24 protein-coding genes and 2 tRNA genes are annotated in these 25,647 nt (G+C 59.0%); 21 read left to right on the plus strand and 5 right to left on the minus strand.

Translation table 11 applies throughout. The features are described 5' to 3' along the window. Positions 1-3 precede the first annotated feature (3 nt). The 11 genes from PREDE_RS04360 to PREDE_RS04410 all read left to right on the plus strand — a co-directional run bounded on the left by PREDE_RS04360 (position 4) and on the right by PREDE_RS04410 (position 9,190). Complete coding sequence (locus tag PREDE_RS04360) at positions 4-1,014, plus strand: lysylphosphatidylglycerol synthase transmembrane domain-containing protein (protein WP_005844500.1); 1,011 nt, start codon at positions 4-6, stop codon at positions 1,012-1,014. Between the two features lie 88 nt (positions 1,015-1,102). Then, positions 1,103-2,356, plus strand: coding sequence for a sigma-54 interaction domain-containing protein (locus tag PREDE_RS04365; protein ID WP_015298486.1), 1,254 nt, complete (start codon positions 1,103-1,105; stop codon positions 2,354-2,356). Next, the gene (locus PREDE_RS04370; RefSeq protein ID WP_005844504.1) at positions 2,337-2,918 is read left to right on the plus strand and encodes an LptE family protein; all 582 of its coding nucleotides are present in this window, start codon (positions 2,337-2,339) and stop codon (positions 2,916-2,918) included. Before PREDE_RS04365 ends, PREDE_RS04370 begins: the two co-directional genes overlap by 20 nt. Before the next feature lie 4 nt (positions 2,919-2,922). Next, positions 2,923-3,690 carry a hypothetical protein gene (locus PREDE_RS04375; RefSeq protein WP_005844506.1) on the plus strand — a complete coding sequence of 256 codons (768 nt, stop codon included), beginning with the start codon at positions 2,923-2,925 and terminating at the stop codon, positions 3,688-3,690. A gap of 6 nt (positions 3,691-3,696) precedes the next feature. Beyond that, positions 3,697-4,110 (plus strand): preprotein translocase subunit SecG, encoded by a 414-nt coding sequence (secG, locus tag PREDE_RS04380; RefSeq protein ID WP_005844507.1) that lies wholly within the window; start codon positions 3,697-3,699, stop codon positions 4,108-4,110. 89 nt (positions 4,111-4,199) lie between these two features. Continuing rightward, positions 4,200-4,276 (plus strand) — tRNA-His (locus PREDE_RS04385). A gap of 353 nt (positions 4,277-4,629) precedes the next feature. Further along, positions 4,630-4,956 carry a hypothetical protein gene (locus tag PREDE_RS04390; RefSeq protein WP_005844509.1) on the plus strand — a complete coding sequence of 109 codons (327 nt, stop codon included), beginning with the start codon at positions 4,630-4,632 and terminating at the stop codon, positions 4,954-4,956. A 181-nt stretch (positions 4,957-5,137) separates the two neighbouring features. After that, positions 5,138-7,309, plus strand: coding sequence for a TonB-dependent receptor (locus PREDE_RS04395; protein WP_005844512.1), 2,172 nt, complete (start codon positions 5,138-5,140; stop codon positions 7,307-7,309). A gap of 71 nt (positions 7,310-7,380) precedes the next feature. Continuing rightward, on the plus strand, positions 7,381-8,124 hold the full coding sequence (locus PREDE_RS04400) for a DUF4625 domain-containing protein (RefSeq protein ID WP_027952235.1): 744 nt from the start codon (positions 7,381-7,383) through the stop codon (positions 8,122-8,124). Positions 8,125-8,142: 18 nt separating this feature from the next. Continuing rightward, the gene (locus PREDE_RS04405) at positions 8,143-8,625 is read left to right on the plus strand and encodes a DUF4625 domain-containing protein (RefSeq protein ID WP_005844517.1); all 483 of its coding nucleotides are present in this window, start codon (positions 8,143-8,145) and stop codon (positions 8,623-8,625) included. A 109-nt stretch (positions 8,626-8,734) separates the two neighbouring features. Further along, positions 8,735-9,190 carry a copper resistance protein NlpE N-terminal domain-containing protein gene (locus PREDE_RS04410; protein ID WP_005844519.1) on the plus strand — a complete coding sequence of 152 codons (456 nt, stop codon included), beginning with the start codon at positions 8,735-8,737 and terminating at the stop codon, positions 9,188-9,190. A gap of 47 nt (positions 9,191-9,237) precedes the next feature. On the opposite strand, the gene PREDE_RS04415 is transcribed toward PREDE_RS04410, so the two are convergent. Both PREDE_RS04415 and PREDE_RS04420 read right to left on the minus strand, forming a co-directional pair. Then, the gene (locus tag PREDE_RS04415) at positions 9,238-9,663 is read right to left on the minus strand and encodes a hypothetical protein (RefSeq protein ID WP_005844521.1); all 426 of its coding nucleotides are present in this window, start codon (positions 9,661-9,663) and stop codon (positions 9,238-9,240) included. A gap of 83 nt (positions 9,664-9,746) precedes the next feature. Next, complete coding sequence (locus tag PREDE_RS04420; RefSeq protein WP_015298489.1) at positions 9,747-10,463, minus strand: M15 family metallopeptidase; 717 nt, start codon at positions 10,461-10,463, stop codon at positions 9,747-9,749. A 348-nt stretch (positions 10,464-10,811) separates the two neighbouring features. Here PREDE_RS04420 and hemG point away from each other — a divergent pair, with 348 nt between their 5' ends. Beyond that, the gene (gene hemG / locus PREDE_RS04425) at positions 10,812-12,176 is read left to right on the plus strand and encodes a protoporphyrinogen oxidase (protein WP_005844525.1); all 1,365 of its coding nucleotides are present in this window, start codon (positions 10,812-10,814) and stop codon (positions 12,174-12,176) included. 107 nt (positions 12,177-12,283) lie between these two features. Here hemG and PREDE_RS04430 read toward each other — a convergent pair. Next, positions 12,284-12,354 (minus strand) — tRNA-Gln (locus PREDE_RS04430). Positions 12,355-12,661: 307 nt separating this feature from the next. Here PREDE_RS04430 and rsfS point away from each other — a divergent pair. From rsfS to PREDE_RS04445, 3 genes are all read left to right on the plus strand, one after another. Continuing rightward, the gene (rsfS, locus tag PREDE_RS04435; RefSeq protein WP_005844526.1) at positions 12,662-13,021 is read left to right on the plus strand and encodes a ribosome silencing factor; all 360 of its coding nucleotides are present in this window, start codon (positions 12,662-12,664) and stop codon (positions 13,019-13,021) included. A gap of 57 nt (positions 13,022-13,078) precedes the next feature. Beyond that, complete coding sequence (gene ftsH, locus PREDE_RS04440) at positions 13,079-15,127, plus strand: ATP-dependent zinc metalloprotease FtsH (RefSeq protein WP_005844528.1); 2,049 nt, start codon at positions 13,079-13,081, stop codon at positions 15,125-15,127. 65 nt (positions 15,128-15,192) lie between these two features. Beyond that, the gene (locus PREDE_RS04445; RefSeq protein WP_005844530.1) at positions 15,193-16,065 is read left to right on the plus strand and encodes a phosphatidate cytidylyltransferase; all 873 of its coding nucleotides are present in this window, start codon (positions 15,193-15,195) and stop codon (positions 16,063-16,065) included. A gap of 229 nt (positions 16,066-16,294) precedes the next feature. Here PREDE_RS04445 and lpxB read toward each other — a convergent pair whose 3' ends face one another. Then, positions 16,295-17,455 (minus strand): lipid-A-disaccharide synthase, encoded by a 1,161-nt coding sequence (lpxB, locus tag PREDE_RS04450; RefSeq protein WP_005844532.1) that lies wholly within the window; start codon positions 17,453-17,455, stop codon positions 16,295-16,297. A 39-nt stretch (positions 17,456-17,494) separates the two neighbouring features. Beyond that, on the minus strand, positions 17,495-18,271 hold the full coding sequence (gene surE / locus PREDE_RS04455; protein ID WP_235777474.1) for a 5'/3'-nucleotidase SurE: 777 nt from the start codon (positions 18,269-18,271) through the stop codon (positions 17,495-17,497). Positions 18,272-18,437: 166 nt separating this feature from the next. Between surE and PREDE_RS04460 the strand changes: the two genes are divergently transcribed. The 6 genes from PREDE_RS04460 to PREDE_RS04485 are packed head-to-tail and all read left to right on the plus strand — an operon-like array spanning position 18,438 to position 25,603. Continuing rightward, a complete protein-coding gene (locus PREDE_RS04460; protein WP_005844536.1) occupies positions 18,438-19,202 on the plus strand; it encodes a ParA family protein in 765 nt (254 codons plus the stop codon). Between the two features lie 21 nt (positions 19,203-19,223). Further along, a complete protein-coding gene (locus PREDE_RS04465; RefSeq protein ID WP_005844539.1) occupies positions 19,224-20,120 on the plus strand; it encodes a ParB/RepB/Spo0J family partition protein in 897 nt (298 codons plus the stop codon). Further along, a complete protein-coding gene (locus PREDE_RS04470; RefSeq protein WP_005844541.1) occupies positions 20,121-20,870 on the plus strand; it encodes a DUF5683 domain-containing protein in 750 nt (249 codons plus the stop codon). Positions 20,871-20,890: 20 nt separating this feature from the next. Continuing rightward, positions 20,891-22,306, plus strand: a complete 1,416-nt coding sequence (locus PREDE_RS04475; RefSeq protein ID WP_005844543.1) for a lytic transglycosylase domain-containing protein — start codon at positions 20,891-20,893, stop codon at positions 22,304-22,306. 30 nt (positions 22,307-22,336) lie between these two features. Beyond that, positions 22,337-24,622: a RelA/SpoT family protein gene (locus PREDE_RS04480; RefSeq protein WP_005844544.1), complete on the plus strand. Its 2,286-nt coding sequence runs from the start codon at positions 22,337-22,339 to the stop codon at positions 24,620-24,622. A 3-nt stretch (positions 24,623-24,625) separates the two neighbouring features. Further along, on the plus strand, positions 24,626-25,603 hold the full coding sequence (locus PREDE_RS04485; protein ID WP_005844546.1) for a pectinesterase family protein: 978 nt from the start codon (positions 24,626-24,628) through the stop codon (positions 25,601-25,603). Positions 25,604-25,647: the final 44 nt, after the last annotated feature.

The following is a 25,647-nucleotide window of genomic DNA, read 5'->3' on the forward strand; positions in this document are numbered from 1 at the left end:
ACCATGAACAAGAAATATCAGAACGGGTTCTTTGTCTTCGGGCTGCTGGTGCTCGTCATCATGATTACCCAGCTCGACTTCACCCAAGTGTGGCAGGGGCTGCGGCATGCAGGCTATTGGTTTTTCGCCGTTGTCGCCTTATGGGCCTTTCTCTACTTGTTCAACACCGCCGCCTGGTACCTCATCATCAAGGGCGTATGCAGCCAGCCATCGGCCGACGCACCCGCCCCGAAGCGCATTCCCTTTGCCTGGCTTTACAAGGTAAGCGTATCGGGTTTTGCCCTCAACTATGCCACCCCGGGCGGACTGATGGGCGGCGAGCCCTACCGCATCATGGAACTGGCCCCCAAGATAGGCACCGAGCGAGCCTCTTCGTCGGTGATTCTCTATGCCATGACCCACATCTTCAGCCACTTCTGGTTCTGGCTTTTCTCCGTCTTGCTCTTTCTTTTCACCCAGCATGCCGGCCTATGGATGGGCTCGCTCATGGGTGCCATCCTTGCGTTCTGCCTGTTGGGCATCTGGTTTTTCACCGTGGGCTACCGCAAGGGACTGGCCAACCGCGTGATGAGTCTGCTGCGGCACCTCCCCCTTATCAAGAAATGGGCGCGTCCTTTCGTGGACAAACATCGTAGCCAGCTCGACACCATCGACCGCCAGATTGCCGCCCTCCACAGCCAGAATCCCTATAACTTTATAGGCGCCGTACTGCTGGAGTTCTCATGCCGTATCTGTTCTGCCCTTGAGATTTTCTTCATTTTGCTGGTGCTCATGCCCGACGTGAATTATGTAAACTGCATCCTCATCCTGGCTTTCACCTCACTTTTTGCCAACCTGCTGTTCTTCATCCCGCTTCAGCTGGGCGGTCGCGAGGGCGGCTTCCTCATGTCCACGGCCGGCCTGGGCATCAGTGCAAGCGCCGGCATTTTCGTGGCGCTCATCGTGCGCATCCGCGAACTGGTGTGGACAGGCATCGGTCTTCTCATGATTAAGATGGTGCGCAAAAACTCGTAAAGCAACCCGTAAACGCCATCTTTTTCTGCCATTTTTGCAGGTATGTCGATTTAATTGCGTAATTTTGTCACGCATTGATTACAGGCAAATGAATACATCCGAACTGCAAAAGATAAAGCAACGCTACAACATCGTCGGCAACAGCGATGGGCTCAACCATGCGCTGGACGTGGCCCTGCAGGTGGCATCGACCGACTTGAGCGTCCTCATTGTGGGCGAGAGTGGCGTGGGCAAGGAGATTATTCCGCGCGTCATCCACGACAACTCGCCGCGCCGCCGCGAGCGTTACTTTGCCATCAACTGCGGTTCCATCCCCGAAGGCACCATCGACAGCGAGCTTTTCGGCCACGAGAAAGGAGCCTACACCGGCGCCATCGGCGAGAGCGAGGGCTATTTTGGCGTGGCCAACAAGGGCACCATCTTCCTCGACGAGGTGGGTGAACTGCCCATTGCCACCCAGGCGCGCCTGTTGCGCGTGCTGGAGACGGGCGAGTACATCCGGGTAGGCGGGCAGGAAATCCGCAAGACCAACGTGCGCATCGTGGCCGCCACCAACGTGAACATGCGCAAAGCCATCTCCGAAGGCCGTTTCCGCGAGGACCTCTACTACCGGCTCAACACCATCCCCATCCAAATGCCGCCCCTGCGCGACCGCGGCAACGACATCGTGCTGCTCTTCCGCCTCTTCGCCATGCAGATGGCCGAGAAGTACCATTTGCCCAAGATTGCCCTCACCGAGGATGCCAAATCGCTGCTGCTCCGCTATAAATGGCCGGGCAACGTACGACAGCTCAAGAACATTACCGAGCAGATGTCGGTGCTCAGCGAGGCCCGTGAACTTGATGCCGCCCAGCTCAGCAAGTACATTCCCGACAACCCCGACAGCACCCAGCTGGCCCCCATCAACCAGGGCGGGCAGCACTCCTACGAGAGCGAGCGGGAGATTCTCTACAAGATTCTCTACGAGCTACGGGGCAATGTCTCCGACCTGCGCCGCGACATGACAAGCCTGCGCAAGCAACTCGACGAAGCCCATGCCCTGAACGAGGCCGCAACTTTCCAGCACAGCAAGTTCATCAACACCGCACAGGCACCGATGCCGGCCCTCCGCACCGACCACGCCACCCTTGAAAGCTATGCACCGGCATCGGCCGAAGAAGCCGAAGCCGAGGAAATCAAGGCCGAGCCCGAAAGCCTCAACCTAAGCGACCTGGGCCGCCAAATGGTGGAGAAAGCCTTGGAACGCAACGACGGCAACCGCAAAAAGGCCGCCCAGGAACTGGGCATTTCCGACCGCACCCTTTACAGAAGAATCAGACAATATGGGCTCGACAAGAAATAATCCATTGCCCAACGGCCGCCGCCTGCCCGCCATTTGCCGGGTCGACGGCGGGTTGCTGCTGCGGGCAGCGGGCGTTTGCCTGTGCGTCTTCACCCTGCTGACGGCATGCAAGGTGAACTATGGTTTCAACGGGGCCAGCATCGACTACACCAAGACCAAGACCATCCAGATTGCCGATTTTCCCATTCGCAGCAGCTACGTTTGGGGGCCCATGGGCCCGCTTTTCAACAACCAGCTGAAAGATACATACGCCAACCACACCCACTTGCAGCAGGTGAAGCGCAACGGCGACCTTGTGGTCGACGGCGAAATCACGCAGTATTCGCAGCGCAACAAGTCGGTTTCGAGCGAGGGCTACTCGGCACAGACCGAACTCTCGATGACGGTCAACGTGCGGTTCACCAACAACACCAACCACAGCGAAGACTTTGAACGCTCGTTCACAGCCACGCAAACCTACGAGACGACCAGAAGCCTGAACAGCGTTCAGGAAGAACTCGTCACCCAAATGTGCAAGGATCTGACCGACCAAATATTCAATGCCACCGTGGCCAACTGGTAACGACATGGACATAGCCGACCTCATCAAGCATCCCGAACAGCTGGACAGCGAGACGCTCTACGAGCTGCGCAGCCTGCTGGCCCTGTACCCATACTACCAGACTGCCCGGCTGCTGCTGCTCCAGAACCTCTATCTGCTCCACGATCCCACATTCGACGAGGAGCTGCGCCGTGCCGCCATCTACATCACCGACCGCAAAGTCATCTTCAACCTGGTGGAGGCCGCCCACTACCGGCTCAAGATAGACCGGCCCCAAGGCTCCACCCCACCGGCCACCGCCGCCAAGACGGCCGGCGCCGACCGCACCATCTCCCTCATAGACCACTTTCTGGACTCCATCCCCGAGGAGGAGAAGCAGGAACAGCAGAAGACCCACCGCAAGCCCACACCCGCCGATGCAGCAGTGGACTACGTTTCCTATCTGCTGGAGACCAGCGGGGAAGAGGAGCTGCAAGCGCCATCCGCCCCTCTGCTGAAAGGCCAGAGTTTGATAGATAATTTCATAAACAATGAGGGTGGAAAGATAAAACTCAAGGAAGAGCCCGAATACATGCCCGACCTTTTGCCGGCCGAACCCGAGGAAGAAAGGGAGGGAAACGAGGGCTATTTCACGGAAACACTGGCCCGCATTTACATCAAACAAGGACGATATGGCAAAGCACTCGAAATAATTCAACGCTTAAATTTGAATTATCCGAAAAAAAATGCTTACTTTGCAGACCAGATTCGCTTCTTGGAAAAGCTGATATTAAACAACAAAAACAATAAGTAAAGTATTATGTACACATTTTTTGTAGCTCTCATCGTCGTGGTGTCACTGTTGATGATCGGCATTGTACTCATCCAAGAGTCCAAGGGAGGCGGCCTTGCCAGCAACTTCTCCTCCTCCAACGCTATTATGGGCGTACGCAAGACCACGGACTTTGTAGAGAAAGCCACTTGGGGCTTGGCTGCCGCCATGGTGGTGTTCAGTATCATTTGCGCCCATACCGCTCCACAGGCTTCGGCCGACCAGAGCGTGCTCGAGCAGAGCGCCACCGAGTCGCAGGCCACCAATCCGACCAACACGCAGGGCTTCCAGGCCGGCCAGCAGACTGCTCCCGCACAGGGTTCAGGCAGTCAGGGTGCCGCCCAGGCTCCCGCCACAGACGCCCAGAAAGCCCCCGTGGCACCGGCTGCACCTGCCAAATAAAAGAATTATTGAAAAAAGAGAGGGATTTATTTGGCCGTACCAGATAAATCCCTTACCTTTGCACCCGCTTCCAGAAAGCAGCCAACACGGTGGATGTAGTTCAGTTGGTTAGAGCGTCAGATTGTGGTTCTGAATGTCGTGGGTTCGAGTCCCACCCTCCACCCCAAGCGGAAATCCTTGAAACAAGGGTTTCCGCTTTGTTTTTGCCCTGTTCCCGGCACCCCCGGCTCCCGCTCATACAGACTCCGCGACCCGGCCCTCCTGCCCCGTCCATCCCTCCGACACAGCAACTGCGCGGCACAGAGGCCGGAGCATAAGGCCGCAGACGCAGGGCGAATACGCCATAAACGCCATGCGAATACGCCGCAAACGCGGGGCGAATACGGTGTAAACGCCACGCGGCAACGCCGCAAACGCGGGGCAAATACGGTGCTGCATTCTCAACAAAGGTTAATTTTCGCACGTTTTTTTCGTTTATATAAGGAAAGGTTGTACTTTTGCAAGTGCATACATTTTCCTATGGGAATCAACAAACATAACACCAAACGCACGTTCGTTGCCTGGCTGCTGTTGCTGCTCTTTATGCTGCCAATCGTAGCCAAGGCGGTGCATGTTTGCCAGATTCACCCCAATACCGAGGCCGGCACCGGCAAAGCCGACGGCCACCACAGCGACAACTGCGCCATCTGCCACTTTGCCTTTCTCAGTTTCGACAAGGCAGAGTTCATCACCTTGGGCGTCATCGTTGCCACAGTGGTCTTTACGCTGACCGTCTTCTTCCAGACGAGCTACGTCTCGAAGAAGCTCGCCACGGCCAGTCTTAGGGCTCCTCCCTATTTGTTCTAACCCCTGCTTTTCAGCGGGTTACACCTTATGGCCACAACCATAGGGGGTAGCCATGTCCTCACGTGTCCGGCACCGGTGTGCGGCAATAGGTTGCCGGCACCCTCCACATGCCGCACGCCGAGCGGCATGGCAACCACACAACACTACGCTTTCAGACAACAATCAGACAAGGAATTAGGCTATGAACAAGTTTCTATGGGCCTGGGTTCTGCTGTCACCTGCTGCTTTGTGGGCTCATGAGCCGGCAATGCCGGCGGGGCTGCCGGTCAGCACACCCACGCCGGCCGACTCCGCTCGCACAGACTCCGCGACCACACTGCAAGAAATCATGGTGTATGGCAACCAGAAGAAAGAGTTCCAGATGCAGTCTTCGGTCAACCGCATACTGGTAGACCGCGGTTATCTGTCGACCCATTTCGCGGGCAGCCTGATGCAAACGCTCAGCGGAATCCCCGGCATCAAGGCCATGAGCATCGGCTCGGGCCAGTCCAAGCCCGCCATTCGCGGTCTGGGCTTCAACCGCATGGTGGTGGCCGAGGACGGCATCAAGCACGAAGGACAGCAATGGGGCGACGACCACGGGCTGGAAGTAGACCAGTTTGCCATCGACCGCATCGAGGTCATCAAGGGCCCCGGAGCCCTGCTTTATGGCTCGGATGCCATTGGCGGCGTGCTCAGCCTGTACGGCAACTACGTGCCCACAGCCCCGCTACAGGGCAGCGCCTCGCTCTTTACGCGCACCAACAACGCCTCGCTGGGCACGTCGGTGCGGCTGCAGGGGCGCAGCAACCGGCTGTACTGGCGCACCCACCTGACGGCCATCAGCTATGCCGACTACCAGGTTCCGACCGACAGCATCGAGTACTACTCCTACCGCATCGGGCTGCACCGCCGCCGTCTGCGCAACACGGCGGGGCGCGAACTCGACGGCAGCGTGACACTGGGCTACGTGGGCCGCCGCGTGAGCACGTCGCTCAAGATCTCCGACTCCTTTGCCAAGAGCGGCTTCTTTGCCAATGCCCATGGGCTGGAGGTGCGTCTGTCCGACATCGACTACGACCGTTCCGCCCGCGACATAGACCTGCCCCGCCAGCAGGTGAACCACTTGAAGGTGGGCAGCCACACCGTATGGCAGCTCGAACGGACGACACTCGAGGCCAACCTGGCCTATCAGAACAACCGCCGCCGCGAATACAGCGAGCCCGTGTCGCACGGCTACATGCCCCGCCCGGAGGGCACGCTGGAACGGCAGTTCGACAAGCACACGCTCACGGCCAACCTGGGCATGTGCCTCCGGCAGTCGGAGCGCAACGAGCTGCACGCGGGTCTCTGTACCGAGTACCAGCACAACCGGCGCAGCGGCTGGGGTTTCATCATCCCCGATTTCGAGACGGCATCGGCCGGCGCCTACGTGCTCGACCGGCTCACGCTCTCGCCCCATCTGATTCTGAATGCCGGCTTGCGCTACGACCGTGCCCGCACGCGCATCCACAGTTACCGCGACTGGTACCTCACGCCCACCGGGCCCACGGACTCGGTGTACAAGGAGCGGTCGGCCGAGGTGAACCGCTCGTTCGGCAGCCTCACGTGGTCGGCGGGCGTGAACTATGCCCATGGCGGCTGGGTGCTCAAGGCCAATGCGGGCAAGAGTTTCCGCACACCTATCCCCAAGGAGCTGGGAGCCGACGGCGTGAACTACCACATCTTCCGCTACGAGCAGGGCAACACCGAGCTGCGACCCGAGGTGTCGTATCAGCTGGACGCCGGCATCAGCTGGAGCAACCAGGCGGTGAGCGTGGAGCTGGATCCCTATCTGAATTATTTCCCCAACTACATCTACATGAACCCCACGGCCGGCTACTACGAGGGTCTGCAGATGTATCACTACACGCAGAGCCGCGTGCTGCGCTACGGTTTCGAGCTGCAGGCCACGTGGCACATCGTTCCGGCCCTCGAGGCCGAGGCCAAGGGCGAGTACCTCTACGCCCGGCAGCAGTCGGGAGAAAAGAAAGGATTCACCCTGCCTTTCTCCACCCCGTGGTCGGCCGACGCCACCGCTACCTACCGTTTCTGCCGCCGCGAGGGTCGCGAGGGCTATGCCTCGCTCAACCTGCACGTGGTGGGGGCCCAACACCAGATAGTGCCCCCCGAGAAGCCCACGCCGGGCTACTGCACACTGAACCTCACGGCGGGCAAGACTTTTGCCCTGGGCGAGGACCGCTCGCTACGGCTCAGCCTCAACGCCGACAACCTGCTCAACCGTCGCTACTACGACCACACGAGCTACTATCGGCTCATCGACGTGCCCGAACCGGGGCGCAACATGGCTCTGATGGCCACACTAAACTTTTAACATAACATCAAATTTCAATTACGAACCAGAGGCCTCGGCCTCACTAAAAAAACAAAATCATGAAAAAAACGATGAAAAACAAATGGATGATTGGAGCTTTCGCGCTCCTGAGTTTCTTCACCCTGTCGCTCACTTCCTGCGACGATGACGACAAGCCCACGGCCGTGGCCAACGTGACTTTCAGCGACGTGGAGGTGGGAAAAGAGAACTCGCGTGAGGCCATGGTGGGCAAGGACCTGCACGTGGAGTGCGGCATCAAGTCGGAAGCAAAGATTAAATCCATCGAGATGTCCCTCATCCAGAAGAACGGAACGGGCAGCGCCTACCGGATTTATACCGACGGCAAGTACGTGGGCGTGCTCAACACCAAGTTCCACGAGCACCTGGAGCTGTCGGCCGGACTGGCTGCCGGCACCTACCACTTCACGCTGACGGTGACCGATGCCAACAATGCCAAGAAAGCTTACGAGACCGACGTAACGCTGAAAGCCGTGGATGCTAACGCCCCCAAGGTGGAGATTCTGAGCCCCAGCGCGTCGGCCAACAGCGGCGTGGCCGGCGGAAAGTTCACCGTGAAGGCCAAGCTCACGGTCAAGAGTGCCGTGAAAGGCATCGAAATTGAGTTCCACGGCGACAAGGAATACCCCATCAAGGTGGACGACTTCAACGGCAAGACGGGCAGCATTGACTTCGAGAAGGAGATCACCATTCCGGCCGAATGTGCAGCCGGCAAGTACCATGTGCACTTCACTGTAGAGGATGCCGACGGCCGCTCGACCACGGAAGAGTTCAAGGGTTTCAACATCACCAAGTAACGCTCATCCGTCACACGCATGATTCGAGTTGCCAACAAAGCCGTGTTCTCTCTCCTCGCCTTGCTCTCGCTCGCTGCCTGCAGCGGCGAGAACGAAGAGGAGAAAGACATGGAAAAGCCCGTCATCACCGACGCAGGAATCACTGCCAATCCCATCGACTGCCAGGTCTACAGGCGCGGCGACGTGATTCCTTTCCAGTATGTATTCCAGGACAACAAGGCCCTGGGCAGTTACAACATCGAGATTCACAACAATTTCGACCACCATACCCACGGCACATCGGCCACCGACTGCCCGCTCGACGCCAAGAAAGCCCCCGTCAAGGCTTGGGTCTACAACCAGGACTTCAGCATCCCGGCCGGCACCAAGACTTTCACCGGCCGGCAGGACATCCGGATTCCGGCCGACATCGATGCCGGCGACTACCACTTCATGATTCGCCTGACCGATGCCACCGGATGGCAAGAACTCAAGGCCATGAGCATCAAGATTGTGGAATAGGGATACGCCGGAACCGGCCCCGCGGTTCAAAAAAAGGTGGTCTCGCCATGCAATAATCGGAGTTGCGGCGAGTTAAATAAGAACAGTTATCATTGACAAACAACAAAAAATGAAAAAAACAGTATTTGTAATCATCGCTTGCGCCGCTCTGACGGCTGCATGTAACAACGGCAAGAAAGCCTCCAACACTACCGACGCACAGGCAGACACCACAGCCACCGCCGACTCTATCGTCTACGAGGGTGTGCTGCCCGCCGCCGACTGCGCCGGCATCCGCTATCGTCTGGCCGTGGCCAACGACTCCACCCAGGGCTTCAGCCTCACAGAGAGCTACCTCAAGTCGGAAACCGAGGTGGAGAACACCTATGCCTACGCCGGCAAGCTGGAGGAGCAGAAAGCCACGGTAGGCGGCAAGGAGAACACCTACTACAAGCTGCCGATGGGCAAGAACGAGCCCACGACCAACTTCCTCGTGGTAAACGACTCTACCCTGCGCCTGGTGAACGACCAGCTGGAAGAGGCCGCCACCAAGGAATTGAACTACGACCTGAAGCTCGTCAAGTAATCCATACGTGTCCCTGCAAACGCTTTGTTTGCAGGGACACGCGTTTTTTAGCATCCCTCCCCCAGGTGCTGCATGATATAGTCCACCGTCTCCAGCCCGAGCCGACGCGGCGACCGCGGAGCCCCCGACAGTCCGTGGGCACGCAGTTGCACCAGTGTGAGTGCGGGTGAAGACAGTTCTTTGAGTAGCCCGTAGCGTACATAACGGCACTGTTCACGGCGGGCCAGCCAGTCGTCATAGTAGGCTTGGGAAATAAAATAGGCGCCGTCGTCCACCGTTTCCTCAAAGCGCATGTCCACTTGCTCCACCTCCATCATGAACGTGAGGCGGCTTTCGGGAGCCGTGGCATAAAGAAACAGCAGGTCGCCCACGGCATAGCGGTGGCGCATGCCCCAGTCGATGAAGCCATGGTCACGGATGAAATCGGCCACACGATACTGCTTGTGATTGTAAGCTCTAATCCAGTAAGTCATCTCTTTTTGCGTATTCCGGCAGTGCGCCAAGCTCAAGCCGTTTGTCCAAATCCTCTTTTTACAGTCAACTGGAGGAGGCAGTGTTACTTCTCGAAGTGCTGATAGTCTTTCACCGTACACCATGCCCCACCCCATTTGAAGCCGTGCTGCACGAAGAGCCGGTAGGCCAGGTCGTGGCGATCTATCTTGTAAGGAAAGGTGGCCGAGCGGTCGCAGTAGGCCCGGGCCGTGGCGGGCTGCACGATGATACGGTCTCCGCGCTGGCGCACACAAGGGTTGTAGAGCGTGTTCAGGTCTACGGCCATGCCGCGGGCGTGGGCCGAAAGCCGCTTCGCGCCCTTGACCACACGATAGCAGAAACAGCTGGAGTTGTTGGCTCGCATAGACCGTTCGTCGTCGGCCCCGAAGTCGTCGATAAGCCGCAGACTGTGAATGGGGTACCGTTGCCGGTAGAGTTCGTGGAAGATGGCCAGCAGGTCGTCGGCAATAACCCGGTTGCACACCAGTTCTCCCATCCGCACCCGGCCGTCCACATCATAGTGGATCACCCGCAGATAGCGCAGTTCAGACCGCGCCACGGAGCAGTCTTCCGGGTACGAGTAGCCCCTCATGCGTGCAAAAACACCGTCGGGCAAAGGCTCCTGCGAGAACCAATGGGACTCGCCGGCACGCTTCACCGCCTCGGCCGTGACCACTCTGCCCGCCTTCCATTCGGGGCTGGCGGTTTGTGCCCGACAGCCCGGAGCCATCACCGCAAGGGCCGCCAGGCACCCGCAAAAACGTTTGAACAGCTGTTGCATACCATTTTGAAAAAGGGTTTCCGCACGCAAAGGTAGTGCTTTTCTTCCAGCCATCGGCCACCGAACGCCATAAATCAGAGGAACCGTGAGCGGCAACAGGGACAGGAATTGACATAAACAGGGACAGGAATCTGCATAAAAAGGGCCGGAAATCATCATAAACAAGGATAGCCAGAGTCCTGTCTTCCAACTACCTTTGCACCCGAACCATGCGTTCTTGCCCCAGGCACGGCACCGGCTCCAAAGCCCAATGGGCAGACCTCCGCACGGTGCCGCCTGCAAAAAACAAGATGAATTTCATCGGGAAATGCCATCAATGCGAACAAAAAAGTACCCGAAACCCTTTTCATGAAACGAGATACCATCGTGATAGGAGCCGGCATTACCGGCCTGACCTGCGCCTTCCAGCTGAGGCGCAAGGGCGTGGACGTAGCTGTGCTGGAGCGTCAGAATCGGGTGGGCGGCCAGATAAACACCCATCGTGTAGACGGTTTCACCTTTGAGAGCGGGCCCAACACGGGTGTGGTGAAACATGCCGAGGTGGCCGAACTCTTCGAGCAATTGGGGGCGAACTGCCGTATGGAGACGGCCCGCGAGTCGAGCAAACGGCGGCTTGTCTGGAAAGGAGACCGCTTCCACGAACTGCCCTCGTCGCTGGCCGGCGCACTGGCCACGCCGCTTTTCAGCTGGAGCGACAAGCTGCGCATCTTGGGAGAGCCCTGGCGACACAAGGGAACCGACCCGAACGAGTCGGTGGGAAGTCTGGCCGAAAGGCGGTTGGGCAAGTCGTATGTGGACTATGCCGTAGACCCGTTTCTCTCTGGTGTCTATGCGGGCGACCCTTACCGGCTGCCCACGCGCCTGGCCCTGCCCCGGCTTTACCAGCTGGAACAGTGCTACGGATCGTTCATTCGCGGTGCCCTGGCCAAGGCACGACAGCCCAAAACCGAGCGCGACCGCAAGGCCACGAAGAAAGTTTTCTCGGCCCGAGGCGGCTTCGGCACACTCACTGAAGCCCTTGCCACAGCCATCGGCAGCGACCGCATCATCACGTCGGCCCGCCACATTGTCGTGAAACCGACGGCCGAAGGCTGGCGCGTGACCTATGAGCACAACGGCGAACACTGCGAACTCACGGCGCGGCGAGTGGTTACCACCTGCGGGGCCTACGCCCTGCCCCACCTGCTGCCCTTTGTAGACGGCGAGACAATGGGCCGTCTGAGCAATCTCTATTACGCCCCCGTGGTGCAGTTGGGAGTGGGGCTGCGCCAGACAGGCGGGGTCGATTGGCCCGCTTTCGGCGGACTGGTGCCCTCGTGCGAACGGCAGCAGGTGCTGGGAATACTCTTCCCTTCGGCCTGCTTCGACGGGCGGGCCCCTGAGGGCGGGGCGGTCATGTCCTGTTTTCTGGGCGGTGTACGCCACCCGGACATGCTGCGCATGACCGACGACGGACTGACACAGCTGGCCAACCGCACGCTCCACGACATGCTGAAATACCCGGCCGGCACCGAGGCCAGCCGCGTGTGCGTCTTCCGTCACGAGCGTGCCATCCCGCAATACGAGCTGTCCACCGACGACCGGCTGGCCGCCGTGGCCCGGTTGCGCGAGCAGTTTCCCACGCTGACCATCGCCGGAAACCTGCGCGACGGCATCGGCATCGGCGACCGAATCAAGCAGGGCTTCGACATTGCCAACGACGAACGGGCCTGACACCCACGCCCGCACGGCATGGCTCCAACCGCTCATGCACGGGCCGACACCCACCCTCCATCACGCAAACAGGCCCGCCATCCATGGCGGGCCTATCTCTTAAACCGTTGGGATACCAGGACTCGAACCTGGAATGACAGGACCAGAATCTGTAGTGTTACCATTACACCATATCCCAATGTCTGTTGCAATCGCTTCCGTATTGCGGTTGCAAAGGTACGGCTTTTTTCTGAACCTCCAAAACTTTGGCCCATTTTTTTGCAAGAAAAATGGGTCGCGACCCCTTTTTCACCCGTTTGCCTGACCGCCGGGCACGGCAGGAGACACTTCCTAAAAATTCCAAATAATACGCCGAAAGGTGCTCCTTTTCCACAAAATCGGCGTACCTTTGCCACCGATTACCGGTTATACCTTAATAAGGTACAGCAAACAAAGTAAACCATACCGGGCATATCGCCCGCGGTATGCCTCATTCACGATTATCCATGACAGAATCAACAAAGCTCGTAGAGACCATTACCCAAGGAATTCAAGAAAAGAAAGGACAGGACATTGTTGTCGTAGACTTGAGCCCGATAGACGGTGCCATCGCCCGTTATTTCGTCATTTGCCAAGGCAACTCGCCCTCGCAGGTCGAGGCTATAGCCGAGTCGGTGGGCGACTTTTGCCGCAAACAGATGGGTGAGAAGCCCGTTGGGGTGAACGGATTGGGCAACAATCAGTGGGTGGCCATCGACTTTGTGGACGTGCTGGTGCACATCTTTCAGCCCGAGGTGCGCGCTTTCTACAACCTCGAAGACCTGTGGGAAGATGCTAAATTAACTAAAATCCCGAACATCGACTGACCTTTGGCACATCGTTTGATAGCCAGCAAGATGATGTAACCATACAACATTCCAACGATGGACAACAACAAAAGACCATTCCCCAACAACAACGACAATCAGCCGAAGATGCCCCGGTTCAACATGAACTGGATTTACATCATCATCGCGATTGCCCTGGCCGCCCTGCTTTTTACGGGTGGCGGAGAGTCACTTGCCAAGGGTTCGGGCGCAAGCCGGGAAGCCCAGTACACCGATTTCAAGCAATACGTGGAAAAAGGCTACGCGCAGCGCGTCGTCGTGAACAAGACCGACAACACGCTTCGCATGTATGTCAAGCCCAAATATATCCGCAATGTGTTCCACATGTCGGCCCAGCAGGTGGGCAGCAATCCCTATGTGAGCGTGCAGTTCGGCTCGGTGGACGAGCTGGAACGCTATCTCACCGAGGCGCAGCAAAAGGGCCGTCTGGCCAGTTTCAGCTACAACAATGAGAAGGGCAACGACTTCACGGCCCTGCTCATCAACCTTTCCCCGCTCATCATTCTCTTTGCCCTGCTCTGGTTTTGGGGCCGCCGCATGGGCGGTGCAGCCGGTGGCGGCGGCGTGTTCAGCGTGGGAAAGAGCAAGGCCAAGCTCTACGAAAAGGCCGGCGAACTGGGCGTCACGTTCAAGGATGTGGCCGGACAGGAGGGCGCCAAGCAGGAAGTACAGGAGATTGTGGAGTTCTTGAAGAGCCCGCAGAAATACACCGACTTGGGCGGAAAGATACCCACCGGCGCCCTGCTCATCGGCCCCCCGGGTACGGGCAAGACGCTGCTGGCCAAGGCCGTGGCCGGCGAAGCCGGCGTGCCTTTCTTCTCGATGTCGGGTTCCGACTTCGTTGAAATGTTCGTCGGCGTGGGCGCGAGCCGCGTGCGCGACGTGTTCTCACAGGCCAAGCAAAAGGCTCCCTGCATCATCTTCATCGACGAAATAGACGCCGTGGGCCGTGCCCGCTCCAAGAATCCGGCCATGGGCGGCAACGACGAGCGCGAGAACACGCTCAACGCCCTGCTCACCGAGATGGACGGATTCGGCACCAATTCGGGCGTCATCGTGCTGGCAGCCACCAACCGGGTCGACATGCTCGACCAGGCCCTGCTGCGTGCCGGCCGCTTCGACAGGCAGATTCACGTGGACCTGCCCGACCTGGCCGAGCGCAAAGCCATCTTCCAAGTGCACCTCAAACCGCTGAAGACCGACGAGAGCCTCGACATCGACTACCTGTCGCGACAGACTCCGGGCTTCTCGGGCGCCGACATAGCCAACGTGTGCAACGAAGCAGCCCTCATCGCCGCACGCCACGACAAGAAGTCCGTTTCCAAGCAGGACTTCCTCGATGCCGTGGACCGCATCATCGGCGGACTGGAGAAAAAGACCAAGGTCATGACCGCAGAGGAGAAGCGCAGCATCGCCATACACGAGGCCGGACACGCTACCATCAGCTGGTTCTGCCAGCACGCCAACCCGCTGGTCAAGGTCACCATCGTGCCCCGAGGCCAGGCTCTCGGCGCCGCCTGGTACCTGCCCGAGGAGCGCGTCATCACCACCAAGGACGAAATGCTCGACGAAATGTGCGCCATCCTGGGCGGCAGGGCCGCCGAAGACCTCTTCATCGGCCGCATTTCCACCGGCGCCATGAACGACCTGGAGCGCGCCACGAAGAGCGCTTACGGCATGGTTGCCTATGCGGGCATGAGCGACAAGCTGCCCAATATCTGCTACTACAACAACCAGGAATACCAGTTCCAACGCCCCTACAGCGAGACCACGGCCAAGGTGATGGACGACGAGGTGCTGCGAATCATCAACGAAGAGTACGCCCGCGCCAAGCAAATCCTCACCGAGCACCAGGAGGGACACCGACGGCTGGCCGAGCTGCTCTACACCAAAGAGGTGATCTACGCCGAGGATGTGGAGCAAATCTTCGGCAAACGCCCCTGGGTGAGCCGCACCGAAGAGCTGCTGCGCGAGAACAAGGCCCTGGAAGAGGCCAAGGACAAGGCCGAGGAGCCGCGGCTGGAAGACATGCCCGAATCCGTGCGCCAAGCCCAGGCCGAGCACGAGGCGTCCACACAACAGTAAAGCCAAGAGCCTCTCCCCGCCCCCTCGCCGAGGGGAGCCGGGAGAGGCCTTAAACGTATAACACAATGACAGCCAAGCAGAAAAATCTCGTCGTAAGAACCATTACCGGCATCTTGTTCGTCGCCATCATGGTGGCAGGTTTTCTCAATCCCCGGGCCATGACGGCACTCTTCGCCCTCATCACCGGCCTCACCCTGTGGGAATACACGGGGCTGGTGAACGACCGCGTGCCCGAAGTGCAGGTCAACCGCTTCATTTCCACCGTGGCCGGAGTCTATCTCTTCGTGGCCGTGGCGGGCTGGCGCACGGGCCTGGTGAGCAACTTCATCGTGATGGTGCCCTATGTGCTCACCGTCATCTACCTGTTTGTCAGTGAACTCTATACGGGCAACAAGAACGCCGTGCACGACTGGGCCTACACCATGCTCGGGCAGATGTACATCGCCCTGCCCTTCTCGCTCATCAACATTCTGGCTTTCGAGGTGGCCCCCGACGGCAGCGGCGTGCACTTCGACACCCTGCTGCCGCTGAGCGTCTTCGTCTTTCTCTGGGCCAACGACACCGGCGCCTACTGCTCCGGCTCGCTACTGGGCCGCCACAAGCTCTTTCCCCGCATCTCCCCAGGCAAGTCGTGGGAGGGCAGCATCGGCGGCGGCATCCTCGTGCTCATCGTAGCCGGCGTGACGGGCTGGCTGGCCGGGCAGGGCCCCGAGCCCCACACGCTGGACATCGTAGGCTGGATGGGGCTGGGCTTGGTGGTGGTGTTCTTCGGCACCTGGGGCGACTTAGTGGAGAGTTTATTCAAGCGCACGCTCGGCGTCAAGGACAGCGGCAGCATCCTGCCCGGCCACGGCGGCATGCTCGACCGCTTTGATTCCTCGCTGATGGCCATTCCTGCGGCCGTGGTCTACCTGTACACGCTCACGCAGTTTGCCTGAGCCAGACGGGCCGCCACCGTGCGGCGCGCCACACTTGGCGGCTTCATGGGCCCACCATCACGGCGTAATCGCATCGCCGCCACGCCGTAATCGCCGCGCCTTTGCGGCGCAATCGCACCGCCGTTACGGCGTTATCGCCAGGCCATTACGGCGTTGTCAAAATGCAAGAAGGCGTTTCCCTATTTGCGGGAAACGCCTTCTTCGTTGATTGTCAGCCTGTTGCCACGTCTCATCGGGCCCGTTGCCGCAGCAGTTCCACCATCTGCCGGGCCGCCTCGTCCGAGGCCACACGGTCTCCCAGCCGGCGTCGCACCTCCCCGTAGGCCCGGAGCATCGGCTCGCGGCCGGCCCCTCCGGGCAGGATGCGGGCCAGCTCCTCGCGGATGGACCGCACGCTGAAACGGTCGGCCAGCAGCTCGGGCACCACCTCGGCATCGGCGATGAGGTTCACGAGACTGATGTATTTCACCTTGATGACATGGTCGAAAGCGAAGCGGATGAGCCGCGGCACGGGGGTCTCGTAACACACCACCTGGGGCACGTCGAACAGTGCCGTCTCCAGCGTGGCCGTGCCGCTCGTCACGAGAGCAGCCGTGGCATGGCTGAGCAGCGCATAGGTTTCGTTGCTCACCAGGCGCACGGAGTGGCCGCCGACAAACGGCTCATAGTATGCGTTGTCGATGGACGGGGCCCCGGCCAGCACCATCTGGCAGCCGTCGGGACCGGTGCAACAGGCTGCGGCGGCCTCGATCATGGCGGGCAGATTGTCCTTGATTTCCTGCCGCCGACTGCCGGCCAGCAGGGCTATGATGGGCCGTGCAGGGTCGAGGCCGTGGCGTTGGCAGAAGTCGGAAAGCGTTTCGCGATAGCCGTTGCGGAAGCCGCGCACCTCCTCGGCCGTGGGATTGCCCACGTAATGAATCTTGTAATGATGTTTCTCTTCAAAAAAAGGCAGTTCGAAAGGCAGGATGGAGAAGAGCTCGGCCACGTCGCGACGGATGGCCTTGATGCGCCATTCCTTCCACGCCCAAATCTTGGGCGAGATGTAATAGTAGGCCGGAATGTGGGTGTGGGCCCGCAGAAACTTGGCGATGTCGAGGTTGAAGCCTGGATAGTCCACCAGTATCACTACGTCGGGCTGCCAGTCCACGATGTCGCGTTTGCACAGGGCCATGTTGCGAAAGATGGTGCGCAGGTGGAGCAGCACCGGCACAAAGCCCATGTAGGCCAGCTCGCGGTAGTGCTTCACACGGGTGCCTCCCACGGCCGCCATGAGGTCGCCGCCGAAGAAGCGGAACTCGGCCGCCTCGTCGTGCACGCGCAGACGGCACATCAGGTGGCTGGCGTGCAGGTCGCCCGAGGCCTCGCCGACTATCAGGTAATAACGCATTTGCTTGACTTTTAACCGTTTGTCCTTGCGCCCCGGCCCTTATCCGAGGGCGGCGCGCAGCTCGTCCATGCAGGCGTAGGCCGTGACGTCGATCTGCGTGGGCGTAATGGCCACGTAGCCTTGGCGCAGGGCTTCCTGGTCGGTGCCCTCCACGCCGGGCTCGTCGTTCACGTAGGAACCCACCACCCAATAGTAGTCGTAGCCGCGCGGGTGGCGCTCTTTCACGATTTCTTTCATCCAGCGCCCCATCGTCATGCGGCACACTTGGATGCCGCGAAACGTCTCGGCGGCGGGGAAGTTCACGTTCAGGCAGACGCCCTTGGGCAGTCCGTCGGCCAGCACCTTGCGCACGATACGCTCCACGTAGGGGTGCAGCGGCTCCAGGTTGGCGTTCTCGTCGTAGTAGCAGCTCGAGAAAGCGACGGAAGGAATATACTTCATGCAGCCCTCCTTGGCCGCGCCCATCGTGCCGCTGTAATGATTATTCGTAGTGGAATTGTCGCCGTGGTTGATGCCGCTGAGTATCAGGTCGGGCTGCCGGTCGCGGCAAAACTGGTCGAGAGCTATCTTCACACAGTCCACCGGCGTGCCGCTGCACGACCACACCTCGGTGTCGCCCATGTTGTGGCGCGGCTTGAGACGCAGATAGTCGGTGGCCGAGAAAGCGCACGAGTAGCCCGAACGGGCACTCTCGGGAGCCACGACAAGCACGTCGGCCAGTGGCTTCACGATGTCCACCAGCTTCTTGATGCCGTTGGCATGATAGCCGTCATCGTTGGAGATAAGGATGAGAGAACGTTTGTTTTCTTTGTTCATGATGTTGATTTTGCGGTGCAAAAATACGAAAAAACCTTTAATTATCTTCTTTCTCGCAATAAATATGTATCTTTGCATTCAATACTTATTCGTGCCCGGCAAGCGCGTAAACAGCGGGAAAGGACAGCCTTTCCAGGCCGGGCCAACCAGAAAATCTGAATAAAAAATGGCGAAAATCATTGCTTTAGCGAATCAGAAAGGCGGCGTGGGCAAAACCACGACCACCATCAACCTGGCCGCCTCGCTGGCCACTCTGGAGAAGACTGTGCTCGTGGTCGACGCCGACCCGCAGGCCAATGCCTCCAGCGGACTGGGCGTAGACATCAGTGAAGTGGACTGCTCGCTCTACGAATGTATCATCGACCATGCCGACGTGCGCGATGCAATCTACACTACCGACATCGAGGGGCTGGACATTATTCCCAGCCATATCGACCTGGTGGGGGCCGAAATAGAGATGCTTAACCTGGAGTCCAGGGAGAAAGTGATCAAGAATATCCTCGAGCCGCTCAAGAGTGAATACGACTATATCCTCATCGACTGCTCGCCCTCGCTGGGCCTCATCACCGTGAACTCGCTCACGGCAGCCGACTCTGTCGTCATCCCCGTGCAGTGCGAGTACTTCGCCCTCGAGGGCATCAGCAAGCTGCTGAACACGATTAAGATCATCAAGAGCAAGCTGAACCCGAAGCTCGAGATAGAGGGATTCCTGCTGACTATGTATGATTCGCGCCTGAGACTGGCCAATCAGATCTACGACGAGGTGAAACGGCACTTCCAGGAACTGGTGTTCAAGACTGTTATCCAGCGCAACGTGAAGCTCTCCGAGAGTCCCAGCCACGGCCTGCCCGTGATTCTCTACGACGCAGATTCCACTGGAGCCAAGAACCATCTGGCGTTGGCCAAGGAGATTATCGGCAAGAACGTATAAAGGTAAAAGAGAAAAACCATCATGGCAGTACACAAGAAATACAACGCGCTGGGCCGCGGGCTCGACGCTCTTATCTCGACCGAGGCCGTGCGCACCCAGGGGTCGTCGACCATCAACGAGATTCCCGTGGACCAGATAGAGCCCAATGCCGACCAGCCGCGCAGTCTTTTCAACGAGGACGCCCTGCAGGAACTGGCCAACAGCATCTGTGAAATAGGCATCATCCAGCCCATCACGCTGCGGCAGACGGCCGAAAACCGCTTCCAAATCATCGCCGGCGAGCGGCGGTGGCGCGCCTCGCAGATAGCCGGACTGAAGACCGTGCCCGCCTATATACGCACCATCAAGGACGAAAACGTGATGGAAATGGCCCTCGTGGAGAACATTCAGCGCGAGGATCTGAACTCCATCGAAATCGCCCTGGCCTACGAACACCTGCTCGAACAGTCGGGCATGACCCAGGAGAAAGTGTCGGAGCGCGTGGGCAAGAGCCGCACGGCCATCACCAACTACCTGCGCCTGCTCAAGTTGCCGGCCCAGGTGCAGATGTCCCTGCAGAAGAAAGAGATCGATATGGGCCATGCACGGGCCCTGTTGGCCATAGACAGCCCGTCGATGCAACTGAAGCTCTTCCGCGAAATCCTGAAGAATGGGTGGTCGGTGCGCAAGGTGGAGGCGATGGCCCAGCAGCTGAAAAACGGCGAGGACATCGAGAGCGGCAAGAAGAAAATCATGGCCCGCAACCCGCTGCCCGAGGAGTTTAATCTGCTGAAAAACCGCCTGTCCACCTTCCTCAACACCAAGGTGACGCTCTCATGCTCGAGCAAGGGCAAGGGGAAAATCAGCATTCCGTTCAACAACGAACAAGACCTCGAACGCATCATGAACGTGTTCGACAAACTCAAGGAGCAACAATAGGTGAACATCCTGAAGACCGTCCTTTCGTCACTCCTGCTGGCCGGCCCGCTGTGGCCGGCCCCGCTCACCGCCGCTGCCCGGCAGGAGGATGGCGGTGTGCACCGTCTCCCGCCCGCCGGGACGGAGGGAGACACGCTCCGGGCCGACAGCACACGCAGCATGGCGGCCGCCCTGACGCGCCTCGATGCGGCTGCCGCGGCTCCCGCAGACAGCAGCCGCAAGCGGGCCAAACGCGACTGGACCACGTGGCGGCCCACGCCCAAGCGGGCCCTGTGGCTGGGTCTGGTGCTGCCCGGAGCCGGACAGATATACAACCGCAAGTACTGGAAGCTGCCCATCATCTACGGTGGATTTGTGGGCTGCGCCTATGCCATGCGCTGGAATAACATGATGTACCGCGACTACAGCCAGGCTTATCTCGACATCATGGACAGCGACCCGATGACGCAAAGCTACAATCAGTTCCTGCATTTGGGCAATCAGATCACGCCCGAAAACATGGGGCGCTGGCAGGAAATCTTCCGCAAACGCAAGGACCGCTACCGTCGGTGGCGCGACCTGAGCTTCTTCGTGATGCTGGGTGTCTACGCCTTGTCGGTGATCGATGCCTATGTGGACGCCTCGCTTTCAGAGTTTGACGTCTCGCCCGACTTGAGCCTGCACGTGGCCCCCGCCCTCATCGGCGGCGGACCGGAACGCGGCGCCATGCGTGCCGCGGGCATCGGACTACAGTGCAGTCTGACCTTTTAACAAGAACGACAACAAGATTTATGAATTACAAACATATACTGACAGCCGGACTTTTGCTCCTCGGAGGCATGTGCTCCGCACAGGCCCAGACCAACGAGAAGACCATCACTGTGACCGGCGCCAATGGAGAACAGGAAGAGATAGACCTGCCCGAGTCGATGAATCAGGAACTCGACAGCCTGATGAACCTCTACAATGCTAAGACTTTCCTGCGTCCCGACTCGAACTGCAACATGCCCGACGTGAACCCGGTGTACGAGCCCGGCGTGTTCAAAGCACGCTTGGGGCAGCTCCCTACCGTCATTGAAATGCCCTATAACGACATCGTACAGAAGTTCATCGACCGCTACAGCGGCGAGCTGCGCCGCTCGGTGGCCTACATGCTGGGGGCTCAAAATCTCTATATTCCCGTCTTCGAGGAGGCGCTGGAAGCCTACGGGCTGCCGCTGGAACTGAAATATCTGCCCGTCATCGAGTCGGCTCTCAACCCCCAGGCCGTGTCGCACGCGGGGGCTACAGGCCTGTGGCAGTTCATGATTACCACCGGCAAACGCTACGGGCTGGAGGTGAACTCACTGGTCGACGAGCGCAAAGACCTGGTGAAGGCCTCGTATGCCGCCGCCCACTACCTGAGCGACCTCTATAAAATCTTCGGTGACTGGAATCTCGTCATAGCTGCATACAACTGCGGGCCCGACAAAATCAACCATGCCATCCACCGTGCCAAGGGCGAGAAAGACTATTGGAAGATCTATCCGCGACTGCCGCGCGAGACGCGTGGATACGTCCCTGCTTTCATCGCCGCCAACTACATCATGAACTTCTACTGCGAACACAACATCTGTCCGCTCTACACCACGCTGCCCGCCAAGACCGATACGGTGATGCTTACACGGGATGCACACTTTGAACAGATAGCCCATGTGACGGGCATCAACGTTGAGGAGCTGGAAGATTTGAACCCGCAGTACCGCCGGAACCTCGTCAACGGCAGCACCAAGCCCTCGCCGCTGCGGCTGCCGGCTATGCTCATCAACGACTTTATCGACCGCGAAGACTCGGTCTACGCCTACAACTCCGACTTGTATCTCACCAAGCGCAAGGAGGTGCGAGTGGTCGACGATGCCAGCTATGTGGTGAATCGGAATCAGGTGACACGCATTGCCCGAGGCGGAAACGGGGCCGACGAGGATCTGGACAGTGCCGATGGGGCCAGCGTGAAGAAGTCGGGCGGGCGGCGTTCGTCGTCCCAAGCCCGCAAGAGCCGCAGCTCGAAGCGGCAGCGGCGTGAGCGTTCGAGAAGTGTTACCGTGCGCAACGGCGACACGTTGAGCGAGATAGCCCAGCGCAACCACACCACCGTGAAGAAGCTGCGCAAGCTCAACGGCATCAGCGGGAACACCATTCGGACCGGCAAGAAAATCAAGGTGAAGTAACAATCCCTCCTTACACATATCTATACGACTATGGACGAACAAGAGCTGAAGAGCCGCGAACGTGAGGTTGCCGATAACAAACTCATCACCGATGCCTACAACCGTCTGCTGGAGACCTACCTCAACTCAAACCATCGCAAGAAAGTTGACATCATCGCCAAGGCCTTCAACTTTGCCCGCCAGGCCCACAAGGGGGTGCGACGACTGTCGGGCGAGCCCTACATCATGCACCCCATCGCCGTGGCTCAGATAGCTTGCGAGGAGATGGGGCTGGGCTCGACGAGCATCTGTGCCGCCCTGCTTCACGACGTAGTAGAGGATACTGACTACACCACCGAGGACATCCAGAACATCTTCGGCGAGAAAATCGCACAGATTGTAGACGGTCTTACCAAGATCAGCGGCGGCATCTTCGGCGACCATGCCTCGGCCCAGGCCGAGAATTTCAAGAAACTTCTGCTCACCATGAGCGACGACATCCGCGTGATTCTCATCAAAATCTGCGACTGTCTGCACAACATGCGCACCCTCGACTCCCAGCCGGCCAACAAGCAATACAAGATTGCCGGCGAGACGCTCTATATCTATGCACCGCTGGCCAACCGCTTGGGGCTGAACAAAATCAAGACCGAACTCGAAGATTTGAGCTTCCGCTACGAGCATCCACAGGAGTATGCCGACATCGTGGCCAAGCTCTCGTTCAGCGAGAACCAGCGCAACAAGCTCTTTTCCGACTTTACTGTGCCCATCCGCGCGTCGCTCGACGCCATGGGTTTCCAGTATGTCATCAAAGCTCGGATAAAGAGTCCTTACTCCATCTGGTGCAAAATGCAGAACAAGCACGTCACCTTCGACGAGATTTACGACATTCTGGCCGTGCGCATCATCTTCACCCCGCAGGACCGCAAGAACGAAATCAACGACTGTTTCCGCATCTATGTGGCTCTGAATCAGATTTACAAGAGCCACCCCGACCGTCTGCGCGACTGGGTAAACCACCCCAAAGCCAATGGGTATCAGGCCCTGCACGCCACGATGATGTCGCGTCAAGGACAGTGGATTGAGGTGCAGATACGATCCGACCGCATGGACGAACTGGCCGAACAAGGCTTTGCAGCACACTGGAAATACAAAGAGGGCGAGGAGACTCGAGACGACGATGAGGAGCTGAACAACTGGTTGAGCACCATCAAGGAGATACTCGACGACCCGCAGCCCGACGCCATGGACTTCCTCGATTCCATCAAACTGAACCTCTTCGCCTCGGAAATCTTCGTCTTCACACCCAAGGGCGAGGTGAAGACCATGCCCGCGGGGTGCACCGTGCTCGACTTTGCCTTCCAGATACACACTTTTCTCGGCAGCCACTGCATCGGGGCCAAGGTGAACCACAAGCTTGTGCCCCTGAGCCATAAACTGAAGAGCGGCGACCAGGTGGAGGTGCTCACCTCCAACTCGCAGCACGTGCAGCCGGCGTGGGCAGGCTTTGTTTCCACCGCCAAGGCCAAGGGAAAGATACAGGCTATCCTGCGTCGCGACAACCGCGAACAGCAGAAAAAGGGCGAGAAAATCCTCGACGAATGGCTCAAGAAAAACGGTCTCGACCTCACCAACACCCTGCTCGACCGCCTGTGCGAACTGCACGACGTACGCAATCACGAGGCTTTTTTCCTGGCCTTGGGCGAGCACACCATCCTGCTCAGCGACAAGGACATCGAAGAACTCCACGGTAACGGCAGGAAAGAGGGCGGCAGCACGGGCTGGCGCAGATACGTGCCTTTCCTTGGAAAGAACAAGAAAGACAAGGACGACGACGGTCAGACTCCCCCACAGCGCGACCTGCTCATCGTGGGAAAAGACTTCAACAAGAAGAAGCCCTGCGTCATTAGCGAAGACACTATCGGCATGTACATCTTCCCGCAATGCTGTCATCCCATCCCCGGCGACGACATCTTGGGCTTCATCGACGGCAAGAACAGGGTGGAGATACACAAGCGCTCGTGCCCCGTGGCCAGCAAGCTCAAGACGAGTTTCGGGCCTCGCATTCTCGATGCCAAGTGGAACATGCACAAGGAACTCTTCTTCGACGCCACGATAGAAGTGCATGGCATCGACCGAAAAGCCATGTTGCACGACGTGGCCGAGGTCATATCCAACAAGATGAACGTGAACATTCACAAGGTGAGCTTCACTGCAAATCAAGGCATTTTCGGCGGCACCATCGAAATTCGCGTGCACGACCGCGACGAGGTAAAGGTTATCATGGCCCGCCTCAAGAAGATTCCCGACCTGAAAGAAGTGCAACAAATCATCTGAACCATGGCCAAAACGTTCCTGCTTCTGCTGGCCCTCGCGGCCCTGCTGCCTGTTAGCGCAGCCAACAAATACGACAATCCCGACACGCTGTTTGTGGCCCGCGACGGCACGGCCGAGTTCCGAACCATCGGCGAAGCCCTCGAAGTGTGCCGCGCTTTCATGGAATACCACAAGGTCATCTTCGTGAAACGGGGCACCTACAAGGAGAAGCTCGTGGTGCCTTCGTGGCTCACCCACATCGAGATTTGCGGCGAAGATCGCGACCACACCATCATCACCTACGACGACCACGCCAACATTCGCCGGCCGGAGACGGGGTTGCCCATGGGCACTTTTCGCACCTACACGCTCAAGATAGAGGGCAGCGACATCACGCTCAGGAACCTCGCTGTCGAGAACAACGCCGCCCTGCTGGGCCAGGCCGTGGCCCTGCACACCGAGGGCGACCGTCTGGTCTTCGTCAACTGCCGCTTCCTGGGCAATCAAGACACCGTCTACACCGGGGCCGCCGGCACGCGCCTCTACTTCAAGGACTGCTACATCGAGGGCACCACCGACTTTATTTTCGGGCCCAGCACGGCATGGTTCGAGCACTGCACGGTACACAGCAAGGCCAACAGCTACGTCACTGCCGCCTCGACGCCCGCCTCGCAGCCCTACGGCTACGTCTTCAGCCACTGCCGTCTGACCGCTGCCCCCGAAGCCACGCAGGTGTACCTCGGCCGGCCGTGGCGGCCTTATGCCTACACCTTATTTATATATAGCGACCTCGGGCGGCACATCCGCCCCGAGGGATGGCACAACTGGAACAATGCCGACAACGAGCGCACGGCCCGCTATGCCGAGTTCGGCAACACGGGCGCAGGGGCTTCCACCGCCAGCCGCGCCCCCTGGACCCGGCAGCTCAGCCGCAAGGAGGCGGCAGCCGTCACCCCGGCCCGCGTCTTCGACAGCCACACGACGTGGCTGCCCGCCGAGTGATCGGGCGGCGCACGGCCCGCCCGTCGCCCGCCCCGCACCCGTCT

It is taken from the genome of Prevotella dentalis DSM 3688 (assembly GCF_000242335.1).
Lineage (GTDB): Bacteria > Bacteroidota > Bacteroidia > Bacteroidales > Bacteroidaceae > Prevotella > Prevotella seregens.